Source organism: Bordetella genomosp. 10 (assembly GCF_002261225.1).
GTDB lineage: Bacteria > Pseudomonadota > Gammaproteobacteria > Burkholderiales > Burkholderiaceae_B > Bordetella_C.
Genome location: NZ_NEVM01000005.1, coordinates 2,034,582 through 2,054,545, shown reverse-complemented (window position 1 = coordinate 2,054,545; position 19,964 = coordinate 2,034,582). Strand labels below are relative to the sequence as shown.

The 19,964-nt window shown below is 68.6% G+C and carries 20 protein-coding genes and 1 tRNA gene; 19 read left to right on the top strand and 2 right to left on the bottom strand.

Features of this window, described 5'->3' with window-relative positions:
- The first annotated feature begins 2 nt into the window (after positions 1-2).
- The 10 genes from CAL29_RS25280 to CAL29_RS25240 all read left to right on the top strand — a co-directional run bounded on the left by CAL29_RS25280 (position 3) and on the right by CAL29_RS25240 (position 7,544).
- Positions 3-671, top strand: a complete 669-nt coding sequence (locus CAL29_RS25280; protein ID WP_094855682.1) for a 3-oxoacid CoA-transferase subunit A — start codon at positions 3-5, stop codon at positions 669-671.
- Complete coding sequence (locus tag CAL29_RS25275) at positions 668-1,429, top strand: 3-oxoacid CoA-transferase subunit B (RefSeq protein WP_094855681.1); 762 nt, start codon at positions 668-670, stop codon at positions 1,427-1,429. The genes CAL29_RS25280 and CAL29_RS25275 overlap by 4 nt, the downstream gene beginning before the upstream one ends.
- Positions 1,426-2,397, top strand: a complete 972-nt coding sequence (locus CAL29_RS25270; RefSeq protein ID WP_094855680.1) for an NAD(P)H-dependent flavin oxidoreductase — start codon at positions 1,426-1,428, stop codon at positions 2,395-2,397. The genes CAL29_RS25275 and CAL29_RS25270 overlap by 4 nt, the downstream gene beginning before the upstream one ends.
- A gap of 14 nt (positions 2,398-2,411) precedes the next feature.
- Positions 2,412-2,882 carry a MaoC family dehydratase gene (locus CAL29_RS25265; protein ID WP_179284182.1) on the top strand — a complete coding sequence of 157 codons (471 nt, stop codon included), beginning with the start codon at positions 2,412-2,414 and terminating at the stop codon, positions 2,880-2,882.
- The gene (locus CAL29_RS25260; RefSeq protein WP_094855679.1) at positions 2,879-3,280 is read left to right on the top strand and encodes a Zn-ribbon domain-containing OB-fold protein; all 402 of its coding nucleotides are present in this window, start codon (positions 2,879-2,881) and stop codon (positions 3,278-3,280) included. The genes CAL29_RS25265 and CAL29_RS25260 overlap by 4 nt, the downstream gene beginning before the upstream one ends.
- A 1-nt stretch (position 3,281) precedes the next feature.
- On the top strand, positions 3,282-4,439 hold the full coding sequence (locus tag CAL29_RS25255) for a thiolase (RefSeq protein WP_094855678.1): 1,158 nt from the start codon (positions 3,282-3,284) through the stop codon (positions 4,437-4,439).
- A gap of 102 nt (positions 4,440-4,541) precedes the next feature.
- A complete protein-coding gene (locus CAL29_RS25250) occupies positions 4,542-4,952 on the top strand; it encodes a MarR family winged helix-turn-helix transcriptional regulator (protein ID WP_094855677.1) in 411 nt (136 codons plus the stop codon).
- 51 nt (positions 4,953-5,003) lie between these two features.
- Entirely contained in the window at positions 5,004-6,809 is a 1,806-nt protein-coding gene (locus tag CAL29_RS25245; RefSeq protein ID WP_094855676.1) for a chloride channel protein, read from the top strand.
- A 116-nt stretch (positions 6,810-6,925) separates the two neighbouring features.
- Positions 6,926-7,153 (top strand): hypothetical protein, encoded by a 228-nt coding sequence (locus CAL29_RS31420; protein WP_143277740.1) that lies wholly within the window; start codon positions 6,926-6,928, stop codon positions 7,151-7,153.
- Positions 7,154-7,310: 157 nt separating this feature from the next.
- Complete coding sequence (locus CAL29_RS25240; protein WP_094855675.1) at positions 7,311-7,544, top strand: RNA-binding S4 domain-containing protein; 234 nt, start codon at positions 7,311-7,313, stop codon at positions 7,542-7,544.
- 88 nt (positions 7,545-7,632) lie between these two features.
- Here the strand turns inward: CAL29_RS25240 and CAL29_RS25235 are convergent, their stop codons facing one another.
- Positions 7,633-8,601 carry a LysR substrate-binding domain-containing protein gene (locus CAL29_RS25235; RefSeq protein ID WP_256977871.1) on the bottom strand — a complete coding sequence of 323 codons (969 nt, stop codon included), beginning with the start codon at positions 8,599-8,601 and terminating at the stop codon, positions 7,633-7,635.
- Positions 8,602-8,719: 118 nt separating this feature from the next.
- On the opposite strand from CAL29_RS25235, the gene CAL29_RS25230 reads away from it, so the two are divergent.
- The 9 genes from CAL29_RS25230 to CAL29_RS25190 are packed head-to-tail and all read left to right on the top strand — an operon-like array spanning position 8,720 to position 19,636.
- Complete coding sequence (locus CAL29_RS25230) at positions 8,720-10,816, top strand: hydantoinase/oxoprolinase family protein (protein ID WP_179284180.1); 2,097 nt, start codon at positions 8,720-8,722, stop codon at positions 10,814-10,816.
- Positions 10,817-10,848: 32 nt separating this feature from the next.
- Positions 10,849-12,591, top strand: coding sequence for a hydantoinase B/oxoprolinase family protein (locus tag CAL29_RS25225; RefSeq protein WP_094855672.1), 1,743 nt, complete (start codon positions 10,849-10,851; stop codon positions 12,589-12,591).
- Positions 12,588-13,700: an alanine racemase gene (locus CAL29_RS25220; protein ID WP_094855671.1), complete on the top strand. Its 1,113-nt coding sequence runs from the start codon at positions 12,588-12,590 to the stop codon at positions 13,698-13,700. Before CAL29_RS25225 ends, CAL29_RS25220 begins: the two co-directional genes overlap by 4 nt.
- A 47-nt stretch (positions 13,701-13,747) precedes the next feature.
- A complete protein-coding gene (locus CAL29_RS25215) occupies positions 13,748-14,734 on the top strand; it encodes a tripartite tricarboxylate transporter substrate binding protein (protein WP_094855670.1) in 987 nt (328 codons plus the stop codon).
- A 58-nt stretch (positions 14,735-14,792) separates the two neighbouring features.
- Positions 14,793-15,590, top strand: a complete 798-nt coding sequence (locus CAL29_RS25210) for an ABC transporter permease (protein ID WP_179284179.1) — start codon at positions 14,793-14,795, stop codon at positions 15,588-15,590.
- 2 nt (positions 15,591-15,592) lie between these two features.
- Complete coding sequence (locus tag CAL29_RS25205; protein WP_179284178.1) at positions 15,593-16,351, top strand: ABC transporter permease; 759 nt, start codon at positions 15,593-15,595, stop codon at positions 16,349-16,351.
- A 36-nt stretch (positions 16,352-16,387) separates the two neighbouring features.
- Positions 16,388-17,440, top strand: coding sequence for an ABC transporter substrate-binding protein (locus CAL29_RS25200; RefSeq protein ID WP_094855667.1), 1,053 nt, complete (start codon positions 16,388-16,390; stop codon positions 17,438-17,440).
- Positions 17,441-17,442: 2 nt separating this feature from the next.
- On the top strand, positions 17,443-18,207 hold the full coding sequence (locus CAL29_RS25195) for an ABC transporter ATP-binding protein (protein WP_094855666.1): 765 nt from the start codon (positions 17,443-17,445) through the stop codon (positions 18,205-18,207).
- Between the two features lie 25 nt (positions 18,208-18,232).
- On the top strand, positions 18,233-19,636 hold the full coding sequence (locus CAL29_RS25190; RefSeq protein WP_179284177.1) for an MmgE/PrpD family protein: 1,404 nt from the start codon (positions 18,233-18,235) through the stop codon (positions 19,634-19,636).
- A gap of 98 nt (positions 19,637-19,734) precedes the next feature.
- Here the strand turns inward: CAL29_RS25190 and CAL29_RS25185 are convergent.
- Positions 19,735-19,808 (bottom strand) — tRNA-Cys (locus CAL29_RS25185).
- Between the last annotated feature and the right edge of the window lie 156 nt (positions 19,809-19,964).

The following is a 19,964-nucleotide window of genomic DNA, read 5'->3' as shown; positions in this document are numbered from 1 at the left end:
CGATGATAGACAAACGCATGAAGTCCATCGCCGAGGCGGTGGCCGGCATCAAGGACGGCGACGTGCTGCTGGTGGGCGGTTTCGGCACGTCGGGCCGGCCGGCGGAATTGATGCGCGGCGTGCTGGAGCTCGGCGCGCGCGATCTCACCATCGTGGCCAATAACGCGACCATCGGGCAGGACATCGTCGGCGACCTGATGCGCGCCGGACGCATCCGCAAGATGGTGTGCTCCTTCCCGCGCGGCCTGCAAGGCAAGACCATCTTCGACGAGCTCTACGCCGCCGGCAAGATCGAACTGGAGCTGGTGCCGCAGGGGACGCTGGCCGAACGCATCCGCGCCGGCGCCGCCGGCATCGGCGGATTCTTCACCCGCACCGCCGCCGGCACGCGGCTGGCGCAGGGCAAGGAAACCCGCCTCATCGACGGCGAGCAATACGTCTTCGAGAAACCGCTGCGCGGCGACGTGGCCTTGATCAAGGCGCTGCGGGGCGACCGCTGGGGCAACCTGGTCTACCACCGCGGCGCGCGCATCAACAATCCCGTCATGGCGGGGGCGGCGAAGCTGGCCATCGCGCAGGTCAGCGAAATCGTCGAACTGGGCGCGCTCGATCCCGAGCACATCGTGACGCCCGCCAATTTCATCGATCGCCTGGTGGAGGTCCGGCCATGAAGACAGACCGCGATGCCAAGAGCAGCCCCGCCATTGCCGCGGCCGGCCGCAAGGGCCTGAGCCGCCAGGAGATGGCGCGTGTCGCCGCGCACGATATCCCGGAGGGCAGTTGCGTCAACCTGGGCATAGGCGTGCCCACGCTCATCGCCGATTACGTGCCGGCCGGGCGCGAACTGCTGCTGCACAGCGAACAGGGCCTGCTGGGCCTGGGGCCGGCGCCGCGGCCGGGAGAGGAAGACCCGGACGTGCTGAATGCGGGCAAGCAGTTCGTGACGCTGCTGCCGGGCGCGTCGGTGTTCAGCCACAGCGATTCGTTCCTGATGGTGCGCGGCGGCCACATCGACATCGCCTGCCTGGGGGCCTTCCAGGTCGCCGCCAATGGCGACCTGGCCAACTGGACGACCGACGCCGAAGGGCAGATCCCCGGCGTGGGCGGCGCCATGGACCTGGCGGCGGGCGCGGCCCGGGTATGGGTGCTGATGGAGCACGTCCAGAAGTCCGGCGAACCGCGCATCCTGGAGCACTGCACCTATCCCCTGACGGCCGCCGGCTGCGTGGACCGTATCTATACCGACCTGGCGGTGATCGAGGTGACGCCGGCGGGACTGGTCGTCAGCCGGCTGCTGGAAGGCATGGATTTCGCCGAATTGCAGGCCGTGACGGGCGCGCGGCTGTCGCTCGCGCCGGATTGCGGTCCCTATGTTCCCGCCGCCGTGACGGCGGGGCCCAGCCATCATCATCAAGGAGGCGGCCGTTGAAGACCGCGATCACCCGACTGCTCGGCATCGAGCACCCCATCGTCCAAGGCGGCATGCAATGGGTCGCGCGCGCGGAACTCGTGGCCGCGGTGTCCAACGCCGGCGCGCTGGGCGTGCTGACGGCCCTGACCCAGCCGACGCCGGAGGACCTGGCCAGGGAAATCCAGCGCGTGCGGTCGATGACGGACCGGCCGTTTGCCGTCAACCTGACGATACTGCCCACGCTCAAGCCCGTTCCCTACGACGCCTACCGCGACGTCATCATCGACAGCGGCGTCGGCATCGTCGAAACGGCGGGCAATAACCCGGCCCAGCACATGCCGGCCTTCAAGGCCGCCGGCATCAAGGTCATCCACAAGTGCACCACGCCGCGCCACGCCCGCAAGGCCGAGCAGATCGGCGTGGACGCGGTCAGCATCGACGGCTTCGAATGCGCGGGCCACGTGGGCGAGGACGACATCCCCGGCCTGATCCTGATCCCCGCGACGGTGGCACAGGTCGGCATTCCGGTGATCGCTTCCGGCGGCTTCGGCGACGGGCGCGGGCTGGTGGCGGCGCTGGCGCTGGGCGCGGAGGGCATCAACATGGGCACCCGCTTCATGTGCACGCGGGAATCGCCCGTGCACGACAACATCAAGCAGACCATCGTCGCCAACAGCGAGGCCGACACCATCCTGATCCTGCGCAGCCTGCGCAACAGCAGCCGCGTGGCCCGCACCGCCCTGGCGCGCAGCGTGGTCGAGATGGAGCAGGCCGGCCTGGGCATCGCCGAGATCGGGCCTAAGGTGGCCGGCGGCAAGGGCCGGCGCGTCTACGAAGAGGGCGACGTCGAGGAGGGCATCTGGACGGTGGGCATGGTGCAGGGCCTGATCGACGACGTGCCGACCTGCGCGGAGCTGGTGGCGCGCATCATGCGCCAGGCCGAAGGCCTGGTGCGCGAGCGGCTGCCGGCCCTGGTGGAAAGCTAACGAGGAGGAGCATCATGCTTGAAGTGGATACACCCTATGACCTGCAGCGCTACGTCGGCCAGTCGCTGGGGACCAGCGATTGGCTGGAGATCGACCAGGCGCGCATCGACGCCTTCGCCGCCGTCTCGGGCGACGACAACTGGATCCACGTCGACGTGGAACGCGCCCGTCGCGAGCTGCCGGACGGCAAGACCATCGCGCACGGCATGCTGACGCTGTCGCTGGTCACCTTTCTCGGCGCCGGGATCTGCCGCGTGCGGCAACGCTCGCGCGGCATCAACTACGGGTCCAACAAAGTGCGCTTCACCGCGCCCGTGCAGTGCGGCGCGCGCGTCCGCCTGCATCGCACCCTGGACGCCTACGACCCCGTCGACGGCGGCGCGCGGCTGACCTTCGGCAACCGCATCGAGATCGAAGGCATGTCGCGTCCGGCGATGGTGGCCGAGACGATTTCGGTGATGTACGCGAAGGAGGCGCAGCCATGACGGCGCAAGCCCAGGGCGCTCCGTCCGGCGGCCGCTCGCCCTACGCCATCTACGTCGAGCACCTGCGCGCGGGCCGCCTGGCTTATCAATACAGCCGCGGCGCGGACAAGGCGGTGTTCTTTCCCCGCGTGCTGTGCCCCTATACCGGCGACGATTGCCTGGAGTGGCGCGTCAGCAGCGGCCTGGGGACGGTGTACAGCACGTCCGTCGTCCACCCGCGCAAGGGCGAGCCCTACAACGTCGCGCTGATCGACTGCGACGAGGGCTTTCGCCTGATGAGCCGGGTCGAGGACCTGCCCGCTTCCGACGTCGCCATCGGCCTGCGCGTGCGCTTGCGCGTGCACGCGCCGGACACCGAGGACGACGATCCCTATCCTGTATTCATCCCGGCGGAGTGATATGACGGTATCCCTGCAACGTGGCCGCGCCGCCATTGTCGGCGTGGCCGAGTCGGACCTGGGCGAAGTCGGCCCGGGCTTTTCCCCTATCGACCTGATGGCGCAGGGCGTGCAGCGGGCCCTGGCCGATTGCGGCCTGTCCCTGCGCGACGTGGACGGCCTGTTCTGCGCCACCACGCAGAGCCGCATGGCCGGCCTGGCGCTGGCGGAGTACCTGCGCCTTCCCGAGGCCCACATCGATTCGACCTCGACCGGCGGTTCGTCCTTCATGGGGCATCTGGCGCGCGCCGTGGAGGCCGTCGAGGCGGGCGTGTGCCAGGTGGCCGTGGTCGCCTACGGCAGCACGCAGCGGTCGCTGGGGCGCAAGAACACCAGCCCGGGCGAGCGCAATCCCTACGAGGCGCCCTTCAAGCCTTTCCTGCCGCCGACCGCCTACGCGCTGGCCGCCGCCCGCCACATGCACGAGTTCGGCACCACGCGGGAGCAACTGGCGGAAGTCGCCGTCGCGGCGCGGCAGTGGGCCTTGCTCAATCCCGCGGCCTGGGAGAAAACGCCGCTGACGGTCGAGGACGTGCTGTCCTCGCGCATGGTCAGCCATCCCCTGACGATACGCGACTGCTGCCTGGTGAGCGACGGCGGCGGGGCGCTGGTGATCGCGTCGGCGCAACGGGCGCGCGGCCTGCGCAAGGCGCCGGCGTATCTGCTGGGCGCGGGGCACGCGACCACGCACCTGTCGATCTCCAATATGCCGGATCTGGTGCGCACGGGCGCCGGCCGCGCCGGCGAATTGGCCTATGCGCAGGCCGGCATAGGACCGCGCGACGTGGACGTGGTCGGCGTCTACGACGCCTTTACCATCAATACGATCCTCTTCCTGGAAGACCTGGGCTTCTGCGCCAAGGGCGAGGGCGGCGCTTTCGTCAGCGGCGGCCATATCGCGCCGGGCGGCGGACTGCCCGTCAATACCAACGGCGGCGGCCTGTCCTACTGCCATCCCGGCATGTACGGCTTGTTCCTGCTGGTCGAGGCCGTTCGCCAGTTGCGCGGCGAATGCGGGGCGCGCCAGGTGGCGGACGCGGAAATCGCGCTGGCGCACGGCAACGGCGGCGTGCTGTCCTCGCAGTACACCGTGATCCTGGGCGGCGCGGGGACGATCTAGCCGCCCTGGGGGCCGTGGGGGGACGGTCCGGGATATATATCATGTTGTGATATATTTGCCGTTTTGCCTGGAAACGGCTTCCCCGGCCTGCCCCCATTTTCAATGACCACCCCCTCGAATCTTCGCAAGGCCGACTTCGAGCAGCTCTCCGAATTCCGCTACCAGATGCGCCGCTTCGAACGCTTTTCCGAGCGTGCGGCGCAGGACGCCGGGATCACCCCGCTGCAATACCTCCTGCTCCTGCACATCAAGGGCTTTCCGGGCCGCGACTGGGCGACCGTGGGCGAGCTGGCGGAACGCCTGCAGGCGCAACACCACGGCGTGGTGGCCCTGGTCACGCGCTGCGAAGGCCACAAGCTGGTGGAACGTCGGCCGGGGGCGCACGACCGCCGCCAGGTCGAGGTGCATCTGCTCGAAGCGGGCGAGCGCCTGCTCGTCCGGCTGGCCGCGTTGCATCGCGCCGAACTCAAGTCGCTGCGCGGCGCCTTCTCGGTGCCGCAGATCGATCTTTGATGCCCAGATTCCCAGATTCCCGATTCCTTGATTTCCGATCGCCGGCTCACGATGAACCACCATTCCCATAAACGCGACTTTGCCGTCAACGGCAGGCTTCCCTTGATGATGGGGCTGGCCGTGCTGATCGGCGTGCTGGCGACCGGCGCGGCCTTCGTGCTGCTGGCGCTGATCCACCTCTGCACCAACCTGTTCTTCTACGGCGCCTTCTCTTTCGCCGAGCGCTCGCCGGCGCTGAATACGCTGGGCGGCTGGGTGGTCCTGGTGCCGGTGGCGGGCGGCCTGATCGTCGGCCTGATGGCGCGCTTCGGCTCCGACAAGATCCGCGGCCATGGCATTCCCGAGGCCATCGAATCCATCCTGTTCGGCAAGAGCCGCATGTCGCCCAAGGTGGCGGTGCTCAAGCCCTTGTCGTCGGGCGTGGCCATCGGCAGCGGCGGTCCCTTCGGCGCCGAGGGCCCCATCATCATGACGGGGGGCGCGTTGGGATCGTTGATCGGCCAATGCGTGGCGTTGACCGCGGCCGAGCGCAAGACCTTGCTGGTGGCGGGCGCGACCGCCGGCATGACGGCGGTGTTCGGCACGCCGGTGGCGGCGGTGCTGCTGGCGGTCGAGCTGCTGCTGTTCGAATGGCGTCCGCGCAGCCTGCTGCCGGTGGCGCTGGCCTGCGCCGTGGCGGGTTTCGCCCGCATGCTGGTGTTCGGGTCGGATCCGCTGTTCGCCATGCAGACCGCCATGCCCGGCGCCACGGCGCTGCTGTCCTGCCTGGTAGCCGGCCTGCTGTCCGGCGCGCTGGCCGCCGGCTTGTCGCTGGCGCTGTACAAGACGGAAGACACGTTCGGCCGCCTGCGCGTGCACTGGATGTGGTGGCCGGCGCTGGCCGGCGTGGTCATCGGCATCGGCGGCCTGCTGGAGCCGCGCGCGCTGGGCGTGGGCTATGACGTCATCGACGACCTGCTGCATCAGCACATTGTCTTGCAGGCCGCCCTGGCGCTGCTGGCCGTGAAGGCCGCGATCTGGGTGGTGGCGCTCGGCTCGGGGACCTCGGGCGGCGTGCTCGCGCCCTTGCTGATGCTGGGCGCGAGGCTTGGCGTCGTGCTCAGTCCCATCCTGCCCGGCGGCGATCCCACGCTGTGGCCGCTGGTCTGCATGGCCGCCACGCTGGGCGCCACCTTGGGCGCGCCGCTGACGGCCATCGTCTTCGCCTTCGGCGTGACGCACGATTCGAACGCCTTCCTGCCGCTGCTGGCGGCGACGCTGGCGGCCCACGGCTTCGTCACGGTGACCATGCGCCGCTCCATCATGACCGAGAAGATCGCGCGCCGCGGGCACCATATTTTCCGCGAATACGGCGTGGATCCGCTGGAGCGGCATCACGTGGACGAGGTCATGACCCGGGACCCGGCCGCCATCGATGCGTCGATGACCTTGCGCGCCGTGATGGCCGGCCCCTTCGGCGCGGGCCAGCAGTGGCGCGCCTATCCGGTGGTGGAGGAGGGCGCCGTGCTGGGGCTGGTCGACCGCGCCGCCGTCCTGGCCATGCAGGCGCGGGCCGGCCTGGATGGGCTGGACCAGCGCATCGGCGACGTGCTGGAGCCGCGCGATCTCGCGCTGGCCTTGCCGCAGGAAACCTGCCGCCAGGTCGCCACGCGGCTGGCCTCGCGCGGCCTGGAGCGCGTGGCCGTGGTCCAGGACCTGGCCGGCCGGCGCCTGCTGGGCATCGTCACGCGCAGCGACCTGCTCAAGCCTTCGGCCAGCCATTTCGATGAAGAGCACAAGCGGGAGCGTTTCTGGTTGCGGCCGGACGCCGCGATGGCGCCGGAAAACGACTACCCGATGGCGCCGCGAAGCGAGTAAGCAGGGCATCCCGCGCAGGATTTCCATGCGGGATTTCAACGCGGGATTTCCGCCGGGCATCGCCTTTGCGCTTATCTGCCTGAAACGCCGCCTTTCGCGGCGCAAGGGAGAGCACCATGGCTACGCAACCTGGCAAAACCGACAATCCCGATGTACTGGGTACTGATCCTATCGTCCCCGGCATGAAGCCCGACCCGCTGCCGGAAGATCCCGACGTCTATCCCGCGGGGGAGGATGCTCCTCCCGCCGAGGAGGGTCCTTCCGAAAAAGACGACGCCGCGCCGGCGAAGGCGGATATCGATGAGCGCAAGGGGACGCCCGCGGGCCCGGTCGATCTCGCGTGAGCGCCGGAACGCGCGGGGCCCGGCCTTTTCGCTCGCGGCCGGGCAGGAGCGGCTTCAGCGCGGGTGCCGAGGCTTGCCGCCCCGGTGCGCCCGCGCGCGTAAACTACGTCCTTTCCTACGCCCTTCCGCATTCCGGCTTTTTCCCTCGCACCTCTTCATGCAAACCATAGAATTCGAACTCGCGCCCGGCGCGTCCTACATCGAAGTGAACCAGTTGCTCAAGGTCACCGGCATCAGCGACAGCGGTGGGGCGGGCAAGGCCATGGTGGCGGATGGCATGGTGCGCGTGGACGGCGCGGTGGAGACGCGCAAGACGGCGAAGATCCGGGCCGGCCAGGCGGTGACCTGCGGCAACGTGCGCATCGTCGTCCAGGCGGCCGGCCAGGCATGAAGTTCAAGGCCCATAGCCCTTGGGCGGCGCCGGGCGGCAGCGCCTGAAGGAATACAGGATCGGGAGCAGGGTTGCCGGCATGTGGCGTTCAGCCGCCGGACCGCGAGGCGGTTTCGCTGCGGTGCTGGTCGCCCTGGGCCAGCAGCCATTTGCGGAACAGGCGGATATTCTTCTCGTTCGCCTGGCTTTCCCGGCAGAGGAAATAGTATTCCCCCGCGCTCTTGATTTCCGAGGGAAATGGGCAGACCAGCTCGTCGTGGCTTTCCATGTGGTCGATGAAGAGCTTGGGCGCCAGGGCCACGCCGCTGCAGCGCCGGGTCGCTTCCAGCGTCATGAAGAAATGGCCGAACTCCATGGAGTCGCCGCCCCGGTAGGCCACGCCCTGGGTGCGGAACCAGTCCGTCCAGGCATCCGGGCGCAGGGCGACGTGCAGCAGTTTGTAGTGTTGCAGGTCCGCCGGCGTGCGCAGCGGTGCGCTCTGGCTCAACAGCTTGCGGCTCAATACCGGCGTCAGCACCTCGTCCCACAGATAGAAGGCGCTGACGCCTTGCCAGTCCCGCACGAGCTCATGCGGGACGCGCGGCTGGAGGCGCGTGTAGCGCTTGCCCGGCAGCCGGCCCAGCCGGATGGCGACATCGATGTCTTCGTGGGCGAAATCGGCGGGATGCATGGACGTGAAGACACGGACGTCGATGTGCGGGTACGTCTCGGTGAACGACGACAGGCGCGGCATCAGCCACAGGCTGGCCAGCGACTGGGGCAGGCTGATCTTCAAGAGCGAGCGGGCCTGCGGGCGGGCCTGGGCCGTGGCCTTGGCGATGATATCCAGCCCCGCCGTGGCGGCGGCATGGAAGGTGTGTCCATACGGCGTGAGCTCGACGCGCCGCGTCATCCGCACGAATAGCGCCTGCCCGAGGAAATCTTCCAGGACCTTGATCTGGCGACTGACGGCGCTCTGCGTCACGTTCAGCTCGTCGGCGGCGCGAGAAAAACTCATGTGCCGGGCCGCGGCCTCGAAGGCGCGGACGGCGAGGAGGGGAGGGAGGGCGCGTTTCATCATGCATGAGTCTAATGCATGCATAAGGCGCAAACAATTCGTTTGTCGGCCCCCGTCCCGATACTTAGAGTGCCTTCATGATCATCAGCCTGAGGCGACCCTGGAGCAGCGCTTGGACATGAACGGTACGGATATGCAGTGCAGAATGGGGGTGGATATCGGCGGCACGTTCACCGATATCGTGCTGGTCGACGGCGCAGGAACGATATACAGCAAGAAGGTGCTGTCCACGCCGCACGACTACAGCGAGGCGATCGAGGACGGCGTCCGCGCGCTGCTCGACGAGCTGAAGATGTCGCCGGCGTCGATACGGGAATTCGCGCATGCCACCACCGTGGCGACCAATACCATCATCGAGCGCAAGGGCGTCAGGGCCGCGCTGGTGACGACCAAGGGTTTTCGCGATGTGCTGGAGCTCGGCCGGTTTCGCACGCCGCGGCTCTACGACATCGAATTTCGCAAGCCGGAGCCGCTGATCGAGCGCCGCCTGCGCTTCGAGGTCGAGGAGCGCACGGCGGCCGACGGCGCGGTGCTGGCCGCGGTGCGGGAGCAGGACCTGGAAGACGTGGCCCGGGCCATCGAGCAGGAAGGCGCGGAGGCGGTCGCGGTGGCCTTCATCAACGCCTATGCCAATCCGCAAAACGAGCGCCATGCGCTGGAGTACTTGTCCAGGCGGCTGCCCGGCGTCGCCGTTTCCGCCTCGACGGCCCTGCTGCCGCAGATCGGCGAATACGAGCGCACGAGCACGACGGTGGTCAACGCCTATGTGCGGCCGGTCGTGGAGCGCTATGTCGACGCGCTACAGTCGCGGCTGGACCGCATGGAGATCCGCGCGCCGCTGGGCATCATGCAATCGAGCGGCGGCATGGCGCCCGGCGCGGTGGTGGCGCAGCGGCCGATCTACATCATCGAATCGGGGCCCGCGGCGGGCGTGCTGGGCGGCCAGCGCATGGCCGAGCGCGCGGGCCTGGGCGACACCATCGTGTTCGACATGGGCGGCACGACCGCCAAGGCCACGATCATCGTCGACAACCAGTTCATGCTGTGCCCGGAAACCGAGGTGGGCGGCGGGGCGGCGCTAGGCCAGCGCATGGTCAAGGGCGGCGGCTTCCCGGTGCAGGTGCCGACCATCGACATCGCCGAAGTCGGCGCGGGCGGCGGCAGCATCGCCGCGCTGGATGCCGCTGGCGGCATCCAGGTGGGGCCGCGCAGCGCGGGCGCGGCGCCGGGGCCGATTTGCTACGACCGCGGCGGCAAGCAGCCTACCGTGACCGACGCCAACCTGATCCTGGGCTACCTGAACCCCGGCGCCCTGGTCGGCGGCGAACTGAGCCTGGCCTACGACAAGGCCCGCGCGGCCATCGCCGAGCTGGCGCAGCGGCTGGACGTGAGCCTGGAGCAGGCTGCCTACGGCATCCACTTGATCGCCAATGCGACGATGCTGCGCGCCTTGCGTGGCGTGTCATCGGAGAAGGGCATGGATCCGTCGCAGTTCGCCCTGTTCGCGATCGGCGGCAACGGCCCGGTGCACGCGGCCACGCTGGCGGAGTCGGCGGGCATGAACCGCTGCGTGATCCCGCCGGTGGCCGGCCTGTTCAGCGCGCTGGGCATGTTGTTCGCCGATGTGGAGCATCAATTGGTCGGGGCCTTTTACCGGCGCTTCGCCGACGTGGACGCACCGGCCCTGCAGGAGGCCATCGACGCCCTGGCGAACGAGGGGGAGAGCCTGCTGGCTTCGGAGGGCTATGGCCGCCCCGAGCAGCGCAGCATCGAGATCCGGGCGGATGTGAAATATGCAGGCCAGACCTCGCCGCTCTCGGTAACCCTGCCCGGCGTGCGGGCCGATGACGGGACGCTGCCCGAGGTGCTGCGCCGGTTCGAGGCCGAGCACCAGCGCACGTTCGGCTACGTATCGCCGGGAGAGCCCTTGCAGTTCGTGTCGATCAAGGCCGTGTGCCGCGGCATCGCTGCGGCCCAGCGCATGCCCGCCAGCCTGCGGCGCGAGGGCGAGCGGCGCGCGCCGGCCCAGGCGCGGGAGGCTTATTTCGGTCCCGAGCACGGCTGGATGCGCACGCCGGTGGCGACGCGCGCCGACCTCGCCGGAAAGACCCTCCAGGGCCCCGTCATCATCGAGGAATACGACACGACCTCGGTCGTGCGGCCCGGCTGGTCGGCCCGGCTCGACGCCGTCAACAATATCGTGCTGGAGCGCTGAGCGCGCCGGCTGCAAGAGATCCGAGAACCACGATGAAAATCGATCCCATCAAGCGTGAATTGCTGAAGAATGCCCTGGTCACCATCGCGGACAACGCGCTGGTCATGGTCGTGCGCACGGCGCGTTCGGCCAACGTGAAGAACAGCATGGATTTCTCCGCCGCGATCTGCGACGGCCAAGGCCGGCTGGTCGCGCAAGGCATGGCCGTGCCGGTGCACCTGGGCGCGATCATGCCGGCGCTCAAGGGCTGCCTGGACTATTTCGGCGACGACATCCAGCCGGGCGACGTGCTCGCCAGCAACGATCCGTACTCGGGCTGCAGCCACCTGAATGACATCTTCACGTTCAAGCCCGTCTATGCCAACGGCCGCCGCATCGCCTTCGTCGGCCTCATCCTGCATCACACCGACCTCGGCGGCCGGGTGCCCGGCGGCAATGCCGCCGACAGCAACGAGATCTTCGAGGAAGGCCTGCGCATTCCACCCGTCAAACTGGTGGAGGCGGGGCGCCCGAGCCGGCCGATGCTGCGCATGATCGAGTTCAACAGCCGCGTGCCCGAACGGGTGCTGGGCGACCTGAAGGCCCAGCTTGCCGCCCTGGACCAGGCCGAGAAGGAGCTGCAGAAGCTGCTGGGGGCCTGGGAGATCGACGCCTTCGACGGCTATATGTCCAACCTGATCGATTATGCCGAGGAACTGACCCGGTCCAGCATCGCCGCCCTGCCCGACGGTGAGGTGGAGTTCGAGGAATGGAACGACGACGACGGCGTGCACGAAGGGCCGTTCAAGATACACCTGAAGCTGACCAAGCGCGGCGAGGAAATCGTCTGCGACTTCAGCCAGTCGCCGCCGCAGCAGGGCGGCGCCGTGCACAGCAACTATGTCTTCACGGCGTCCTGCGCCTATGCCGCCATCCGTACCCTGATCGGGGAGACCGTGCCGAACAACGCCGGCCTCTATCGGCCCATCCGGGTGATCGCGCCGGAAGGCAGCATCGTCAGCGCGCGCTTTCCCGCCGCGGTGGGCTCGCGCGGGCAGATCGGCTTCCGCATCCGTTCCATCGTGCTCGGCGCGCTGGGCAAGCTGACCGGCGGCCGGATGCCGGCGTGCCCGGGCGGCTCGGAGTTCGCCATCGCGGCGTCGGGTTATGGCGCCGACGGCCGCCGTTTCCTGCACCTGGAGTTCCACAATACGACCGGCAACGGCGGCGGCCCGTTGCGCGACGGCCAGGACGCGGGGCCGAACTGCATCAGCAACCTGGCCAACGTCCCGGTCGAACTGATCGAGGCGGAGAACCCCATACGCGTGGAGGAATACGCTTTCCTGGCGGACACGGGCGGCGCCGGCAAGTACCGCGGGGCGCTGGGCATCGCGCGCCAGTACCGTTTCCTGAGCTCCGACGTGGTGGTGCAGGTGCGTTCCGACCGCTTCAAGTCCCGGCCGTGGGGCATGAACGGCGGCGGGGAAGGGGCGGCGGCGCGCGCGTGGCTCAACCCCGGCACGCGCGGCGAGGCGGCCCTGCCTTCGAAATTCATCCGGGTCATGCAGGAGAACGATGTCTTCCGCGCCGAAATGGCGGGTTCCGGCGGCTACGGCGACCCGGCCGAGCGCGATCCGGTCGCGGTCATGGAGGATGTGATGCAGGGCAAGATCACCCCCGCGCATGCGCGGGAAGCCTATGGCGTGGTCATCAACGCGGACGGCAGCCTGGATCTTTCGGGAACCCGGGCGCTGCGCCAGGACCGGGCCCGCCTGCCCGAGGGGCAGGCGGCATGAGCCTGGACCGCCCCAATACCTTCGAGATCGACTTGTCCGCCGTGGCCCGCGCCACCGCGCGGGTGCGCGCGCAGATCGGCCCGGGCGTGATGTTCTTCGCCACGCTGAAATCCGACGCCTACGGCTATGGCGTCCTGCCGGCGGCGCGCACCGTCCTGGCGCATGGCGCCGACGCCTTGTCGCTCGCCTGTGTGAGCGACGCGATCGCCATGCGTGCGGCGGGCATCGACGCGCCCATCCTGCTGTATGCGGGCGTGCTCCATGACGCGGACGCCGTGCGAGCCTACGAGACGCATGGGTTCATGCCCACGATCCATGACGAAGCATCGTTCCAGGCGCTGTGCCGCCACGCGAGCCGGCGGCTGGATGTGGCGGTCAAGGTGGACGTCGGGCCCGAACGCATCGGCGTGCCCTATTCCGAGGCGGCCGGATTCGTCGCGCGCGTGGCCGCCCACCCGATGCTGCGGCTGGCCGTGGTCAACGCCCATCCCAATGTGCGCGGCGGCGAGCGCGCCGCCGCCTGCCTGGACTGGCAATACGAGCGTATGGTCGAGCTGGCCAGGCGTTTGCGCGAGGCGGGCATCCGCGGGCACCGCACGGTCATGGCGAGTTCCAAGGTGCTGAGGATGGCGGGCTCGCGCATGGCCTTCGACGCCGTCGACCCCGGCGCGGCGCTGTTCTCCGAGGTGGACGCCGCGGGCGGCAACGCGGCGCAGGCATTCCATGCCTTGAAGAGCCGGCTGATCGCCGTGCGCACGGTCGAGCGCGATGCGTTCCTGGACGAGGCGCCGTTCGCCATGCGGCCGGGCATGCGGGTGGGCGTGCTGCCCATCGGGTATAGCGACGGCGTGCATCGCGCCCATGCCGGCTGTGCATTGGTGCGCGGGCGCCGGGTTCCCATCGTGGGCAATGCCGCGCTGGAATATCTGCGCCTGGACCTGAGCGAGGTCCCCGACGCGCAGCCCGGGGACGAGGCGGTGCTGATCGGGGCCCAGGGCGGCATGGCCATCGCGCCGCAGGAGGCCATGCGGCATCAGGGCGCGGCGCGGGTGATCGACATGGCCTTGCAGATCGGCCGTGGCGTGAAGAGAATCTATTTGCCGGCGTAAGACCGGCGCATAAAACGACATGTCGAAAATCATGGGGAATCGCCACAATGCTCCGATCGAAACGCGCCTGCCTGAAAGGCCTGCTCGCTGTCGCCGCGTGTAGCCTGCTGAACGCGGCGCGCGCCGTCGCGGCGCCCGCCTATCCGGCCAAGCCCATACGCCTGCTGGTGCCGTTCGCGCCGGGCGGCTCCACGGACGCGCTGGCGCGCATTCTGGCCAAGGGGCTGTCGGCGCGACTGGGCGAGTCGGTCGTGGTCGAGAACCGGCCGGGCGCCGGCGGCAACATCGCCATGGGCGCGGCGGCGCGCGCGCAGCCGGACGGCTATACCCTGCTCATCGTCAGCAGCAGCCTGGTGATCAACCCGGGGCTGTATGCCGCGATCCCCTACGACCCGATCAAAAGCTTCGCCCCGATTACCTACCTCGCCGCGGCGCCCAGCCTGCTGATCGTGAATGCCAGGGAGCATGCCGGCAGCGTCGGGGAGCTGGTAGCCGAGATGAAAGCCCGGCCCGGCGCCTACAACTACTCGTCGCCGGGCATCGGCACGGCGCAGCACCTGGCGGGCGAGCTGTTCCGCCTGACCACCGGCGTGGCGCTGGCCCACATCCCCTACAACGGCGCGGGGCCGTCGGTCGCGGCCGTCGCCGCGGGGGACGTGCAGATGGGCTTGGCGTCGCTGCCGGCGGCCTTGCCCCTGGTGCAGTCGGGCGCCGTGCGCGCGCTGGCCATCACGACGCGCATGCGCTCGCCCGCCGCGCCCGACATCCCGACCTTCGCCGAGGCCGGATACGCCGCCGTCGAATCGGACCACTTGCAAGGCCTGCTGGCGCCGGCGGGCACGCCGCCGGCCATCGTGCAGCAGCTCTCCAAGGCGACCGACGCGGTATTGGCCCAGCCCGAAACGGCCAGGCAGTTGGTCGACCTGGGCTTCATCGTGGGCGGCGGCACGCCCGAGGAATTCCAGCGGGAGATCGCCCGTCAACTGCAGAAATGGCCCGCCATCGTGCGGCAAGCCGGCGTGAAGGTCGAGTAGACCGGGCAACGCGGAACACGAAGAATCGACTGGAGCCGCTCTCGCCATGGAAGATTCCATGATCACCTCCCTGAAGCCAGGCCGAACCGCCGCCGTGCGCCGGCGCAATGGCCGGCCGCTCTTCTACCTGTACGTGGTTTCCATCGTGCTGGGCCTGGCCGTCTGGCAGGAGATCGCCCGCCATTACCCCGGCTTCGTGCTAGCCACGCCGCTGGCGGTGCTGGCGCGCCTGGCCGGCCTGGTCCAGTCGGGCGAGCTGCCGCGCGCGTTCGGCGGCGCGGTTCAGCACATGGCGCTGGGGTTCGCCATTTCGATCGCGGTGGCGTTCCCGCTGGGCCTTGCCATGGGACGCATCCGGGCGCTGCACGACATGCTGGATCCGGTCGTGAACCTCATCTACGCCGTGCCCGCGGTGGCCTGGGCGCCGCTGATCATGATCTGGTTCGGCCTGTATTTCCCGGCGCGGGTCGCGCTGGTCGTGCTGATGTGCACGCTGGACATGCTGATCGTGGTATCGGAGGGCGCGCGCAGCATCGACTTCCGGCTGCTGGCCGTCGGCCGCTCCTTCGGCGCCGGGTCGTGGCGCAATGCCCGGCTGGTGCTGCTGCCGGCCAGCACGCCCTTTCTCTTCGCCGCCTTGCGCATCGGTGTGGTGCGCGCGGTCAATGCCATGATCACCGCGGAATTGTTCCTGGCCACGGTCAACCTGGGCGCGATCATGAAGCAGGCCTCGGTGCGCTTCGACAGCGCCGCCGTGCTGGGGATCCTGTTCCTGATGAGCCTGCTGGGCCTGCTGCTGCAGGAACTGCTGTTGCTGGCCGAGCAGCGCATGTGCCGCTGGATGCAGAGGGTATGACGATGAAATCCCGTTCCTTCGCGTTCAACGCCACCGGAATCGTCCTCATGCTGCTGTTGTGGCAGTTCGCCGGCATGCGCCTGGGCGACGCCTTGCTGGCGACGCCGCTGCAGATCGCGCGGACCTTGCCGGGGCTGTTGTCCGACGCCGTCTTCTGGAAAGCGCTGTGGAGCACGTTGTGGCAGATGCTGCTCGGCTATGCGCTGGCGCTTGCGACGGGCATCCCCCTGGGCATCGCCATGGGGCGCTCGGCCGCGGTGCGCATCCTGGTCAAGCCCTGGGCCAGCATGTTCGTCGTGGTGTCCTCGGCCGCCCTGGTGCCGCTGTTCATCATCCTGATGGGGCGCGGCCTGATGCTGGGCGTGTGCATCGTCTTCGCGGCGACCGTCTGGTACGTGGTGCTGACCATGATGGAGGCGGCACGGGCCGTGTCCCCCCGGCTGCTGGACGCCGCGCGGTCCTTTGGCGCCAGCCGCGGCCAGTGCTTTCGCTGGGTGCTGCTGCCCGCGCTGCATCCCTATGTCCTGGTGGCGGCCCGGATCGGCTTCACCCACGCGCTGCGCGCCATGATCACGGCGCAGATGTTCGTGGGGACAGGCTACGGGGGCCTCATCAACGATGCGGGGCTCGATCTTTCCACGGCGGGCTTTTTCGGCCTGATCGTCATGCTCATGCTGGTCAGCGTGCTGGCCACCGGCATGTTGCGCCGTATCGCGCATATCGCGGCGCCCTGGTACGCCAGCAAGACAGGGCAATCCTGAGCCCGGTCTCCCGACAATCAACCACGAGGAATCACAATGCTCCACTACATGAATCGCCGGAAATTCCTGGGCCTGGGCATGGGCGGCGCCGCCGTGGCGACGCTGGGCGGCTTGCCGTCCCTGGCCCGGGCCGCCGACGTCCAGGGCAGGGTCCTGAAGATCAATACCCTGGCCGCCTCCGCGGCGGTCAACGTGCCCTTGCAGGCGGGATTGCGCTCGGTGCTGCCGACCCTGGCCGGCTATGCGGCGCCCGAGGTCCAGCCGACCGCGAAGATTCCCCAGATCGTGCAGCAGGTCATCGCGGGCGCGTCGGACCTGGGCGACGGCGACGTCGCGTCCTCGCTGGCCGCCTGCGAGGCGGGGGCGGACCTGCGCATCATCGGGCTTTCGTACAACAATACGTCGCAGGTGGTGGTGGCCAACGCCGACAAGCTGGACAGCCTGGCGTCGCTGGCCTCCAAGGGCGGGACGGTGGCCGTCAGCGGCATCGGCGACTTCATGCACGTCATGCTGCAGGGCGTGCTGGACAAGCATGGCCTGCCCAAGGACAAGATCAATTTCGTCGAAATGGGCAGCTCGGGGGATAGGGCCCGCGCGCTCATGTCCGGCCGCGTGGACGCGGTGCCCATGCACGTCGAGCAGTTCGAGCAGCTCAAGAGCCGCGGCCATTTCGATACCATCGTGCGGCCTTGGGAGGAATACGAAGACTGGTTCAGCGCCGTCATCGTGGCGCGCGCCGACTGGCTGCAAAAGGACGAGAACAGGCAGGCCGCCGTCGCCGTGCTGAAATCGGCATTGACCGCGTTCCGTCACACCACTGCCGACTACGCCTGGTACAAGTCGCAGGTGGCGGAGTATGCCTCGTCGAAGGATCTGCGCGGGGCGGACGACGACCTGCTCAAGCCGGTCTGGGAAACGCTGTGCCAGCGTATCCATGCCTTCCCGGGCTCCATGGAGCAGATGACGCCGGATGCCTTCGCCAAGGTGATCCCGGTCTACAAGAAGACCGGCGCGTTGCAGGGGACGATAGACCTGGCCAAGGTCATCGATCGCAGCTACCTGGAACAGGCCATCAAGGAGCTGGGCTGATCATGGCGAGGCTGAGCGTATCGGGCGTTTCCAAGCATTTCGGCTCGATGCCGGTATTGCGCGAGCAATCGCTGGATGTCGAGGAAGGCGAGTTCGTGGCGCTGCTCGGGCCGTCCGGCTGCGGCAAGTCGACGCTGCTGCAGATCATCAATGGCTTGCTGCTGCCCGATGCGGGGGATGTCCGGCTCGACGGCGAGGACATCACCGGCCGCACGGGCCATGGACGCGGCATGGTGTTCCAGGGATCCGACCTGCTGCCCTGGCGCTCCGCGCTGGACAACGTGGCTTTCGGCCTGGAGGTGGTCGGCGTGCCCAAGGCCGAGCGCCGCGCTCGCGCCCGCGACTATCTGCACCGCGTCGGCCTGGCGGGGTTCGAGGACGCGTGGCCGCACCAGTTGTCCGGCGGCATGCAGCAGCGCGTGGGTATCGCGCGGGCCTTCTGCATCCAACCTGCGTTGCTGCTCATGGACGAGCCTTTCGGCGCGCTCGATGTGCAGACGCGGGACACCTTGCAGGACGAATTGCTGGCCATCTGGGAGGCCGAGCCCAAGATGGTCGTCTTCGTGACGCATGGCATCGAAGAGGCGCTGTACCTGGCCGATCGCATCCTGGTCTACAGCAAGCGGCCGGCGCGTGTGTTGAGGGAGATCCGCGTGCCGTTCGAGCGGCCGCGGCGCGAATCCATGAAGCTCGACCCGCGCTTTCTGGCGCTGCGCAAGGAGATTTCCGAACTCCTGCGCCACGACGCCTCGGCGCATGCGGCTTGAACCGGTGAACAGGAAGGTGGATACCATGAAGGCGGATGGAAACGATTTGCCCGATTCGCTGGGCAGCAAGCTGGCGCAGGCCGTGGCGGCGCTGGCCTATGAGGATCTCGGCCCGGAGGTCGTGCGGACCCTCAAGTACTTTACGCTCGATACGCTGGGCGTCATCGGCGGCGCCGCCCGCGCGCCGGGCATGGCCGAGCTGCTGGCCGCCATGGCCGACCTGGAAAGCGGCGGCCGTGCCCGGCTGCTGCTCAATGGCAGCCCGGCCAGCCCGGCCGCGGCCGCGCTGGCCAACGGCGCGGCGGCCCACGCGCTCGATTTCGACGACCAGCACGATCCCGCCCGGGTGCATGCCTTTTGTGTCGTGTTGCCGGCGGTATTGGCGACGCTGCCGTCGGCCGGGGGGAAGGTGGACGGCCGTGGCCTGTTGGCTGCCCTGGCCGTGGGGGTGGAGGTCTTTTGCCGGTTGGGCCTGGTTTGCCATAACTCGCTGGGCAAGGGATGGCATCCCACCACCGCGCTCGGCACGCTGGCGGCCGCCGTCGCCGCGGCCAAGGTCATGGGGCTCGATGCGCGGGCCACGCTGCATGCGCTGGGGTTGGCTTTCACGCAGATGAGCGGGACCACGCAATTCATTGCCGACGGCGCCCTGGCCAAGCGGCTGGGACCGGGTTTCGCCGCCCGCTCGGGTGTGCTGGCCGCGCACCTGGCCAGGCGCGGCATCACGGGGCCATGGCGTTTCCTGGAAGGCCAGGCGGGGCTGTTCGAGCTTTATGAGCGCGGCGAGGTTGAGCCGGCGCTGCTGCTCGAGGGCTGGGGCAGCCATTGGCGGCTCCTGGAACTGAGCATGAAGCCGTATCCGTGCTGCCGGTGCGTGCATACCGTCATCCAGCTTGCGCTGCAATGCCGCGAGCAGGGGATCGCCGCCGGGGATATCGTCGAAGGCGTGATCGAACTGGGCAAAGTGAACCGCCAGATCGTCGGTGCCCGCTTCGATCGCGACCATCCCAACCCTGTCGTCCATGCACAGTTCAATGCCGCCTATGCCTTCGCGACCGCGCTCGTCGACGGCAGCGTCGGCATCCGGAGCTTTACCGCGGAACAGGTGCGCCGCGAGGCGACGGCGTGGGCGTCGCGCCTGCGCACCGTGGACGCCGGGGATATCCCGCCCACGGCGGTGCCGCCGGCCCGCGTGACGTTGACATTGGCCTCGGGCCGTACCGTCCAGGTAGAGCGCTGGAAAATGAAGGGCGCTCCCGATGATCCGATGTCCGAAGACGAAATCCTGGCGAAGTTCCGGGCCGCGATGCAGTGGGGAGTGCAGCCGGGGGAAGCGGCGCTTGCCCGCTTGCAGGGGAGCGTGATGGCGTTGGAGACGCTACCCGATGCGGGGGAAGTGGTTGAGCGTTTTCTGGCGTGCAGGGGGTAGCGGGGACGGCATGTACCGAAGCGGCGGCGAAGGCTGCCGAGATGGCAAAAGGCTCACCGAAGCGGTGAGCCAATTCATTGATTCTTATAGGGGAATTTTGGAGGCGCAAGCCGGAATCGAACCGACGTACACGGATTTGCAATCCGCTGCATAACCACTCTGCCATTGCGCCAGCAGGCCGGGAGTGCGTCCCCCGTGGGGAGTCCCGTTATGCTCCGATCGTTTCCATCCGGTGGGGCACGGCTTCAAAGAAGCCCGAAGCCCAGAAGCGGCAAAACCGGGTCGGTAACCCTGTCAGCCAGGATGGAATTGGAGCAAGCCCGCTATT

What these genes read in the sequence shown, in the direction of transcription:
- CAL29_RS25245 (WP_094855676.1), top strand. Translation starts at nt 5,004, where the DNA reads ATGAACCACCATTCCCATAAACGCGACTTTGCCGTCAACGGCAGGCTT.
- CAL29_RS25195 (WP_094855666.1), top strand. Translation starts at nt 17,443, where the DNA reads ATGGCGAGGCTGAGCGTATCGGGCGTTTCCAAGCATTTCGGCTCGATG.
- CAL29_RS25225 (WP_094855672.1), top strand. Translation starts at nt 10,849, where the DNA reads ATGAAAATCGATCCCATCAAGCGTGAATTGCTGAAGAATGCCCTGGTC.
- CAL29_RS25200 (WP_094855667.1), top strand. Translation starts at nt 16,388, where the DNA reads ATGCTCCACTACATGAATCGCCGGAAATTCCTGGGCCTGGGCATGGGC.
- CAL29_RS25230 (WP_179284180.1), top strand. Translation starts at nt 8,720, where the DNA reads ATGAACGGTACGGATATGCAGTGCAGAATGGGGGTGGATATCGGCGGC.
- CAL29_RS25205 (WP_179284178.1), top strand. Translation starts at nt 15,593, where the DNA reads ATGAAATCCCGTTCCTTCGCGTTCAACGCCACCGGAATCGTCCTCATG.
- CAL29_RS25240 (WP_094855675.1), top strand. Translation starts at nt 7,311, where the DNA reads ATGCAAACCATAGAATTCGAACTCGCGCCCGGCGCGTCCTACATCGAA.
- CAL29_RS25250 (WP_094855677.1), top strand. Translation starts at nt 4,542, where the DNA reads ATGACCACCCCCTCGAATCTTCGCAAGGCCGACTTCGAGCAGCTCTCC.
- CAL29_RS25215 (WP_094855670.1), top strand. Translation starts at nt 13,748, where the DNA reads ATGCTCCGATCGAAACGCGCCTGCCTGAAAGGCCTGCTCGCTGTCGCC.
- CAL29_RS25265 (WP_179284182.1), top strand. Translation starts at nt 2,412, where the DNA reads ATGCTTGAAGTGGATACACCCTATGACCTGCAGCGCTACGTCGGCCAG.
- CAL29_RS25190 (WP_179284177.1), top strand. Translation starts at nt 18,233, where the DNA reads ATGAAGGCGGATGGAAACGATTTGCCCGATTCGCTGGGCAGCAAGCTG.
- CAL29_RS25255 (WP_094855678.1), top strand. Translation starts at nt 3,282, where the DNA reads ATGACGGTATCCCTGCAACGTGGCCGCGCCGCCATTGTCGGCGTGGCC.
- CAL29_RS25210 (WP_179284179.1), top strand. Translation starts at nt 14,793, where the DNA reads ATGATCACCTCCCTGAAGCCAGGCCGAACCGCCGCCGTGCGCCGGCGC.
- CAL29_RS25220 (WP_094855671.1), top strand. Translation starts at nt 12,588, where the DNA reads ATGAGCCTGGACCGCCCCAATACCTTCGAGATCGACTTGTCCGCCGTG.
- CAL29_RS25275 (WP_094855681.1), top strand. Translation starts at nt 668, where the DNA reads ATGAAGACAGACCGCGATGCCAAGAGCAGCCCCGCCATTGCCGCGGCC.
- CAL29_RS31420 (WP_143277740.1), top strand. Translation starts at nt 6,926, where the DNA reads ATGGCTACGCAACCTGGCAAAACCGACAATCCCGATGTACTGGGTACT.
- CAL29_RS25235 (WP_256977871.1), bottom strand. Translation starts at nt 8,601, where the DNA reads ATGAAACGCGCCCTCCCTCCCCTCCTCGCCGTCCGCGCCTTCGAGGCC.
- CAL29_RS25280 (WP_094855682.1), top strand. Translation starts at nt 3, where the DNA reads ATGATAGACAAACGCATGAAGTCCATCGCCGAGGCGGTGGCCGGCATC.
- CAL29_RS25260 (WP_094855679.1), top strand. Translation starts at nt 2,879, where the DNA reads ATGACGGCGCAAGCCCAGGGCGCTCCGTCCGGCGGCCGCTCGCCCTAC.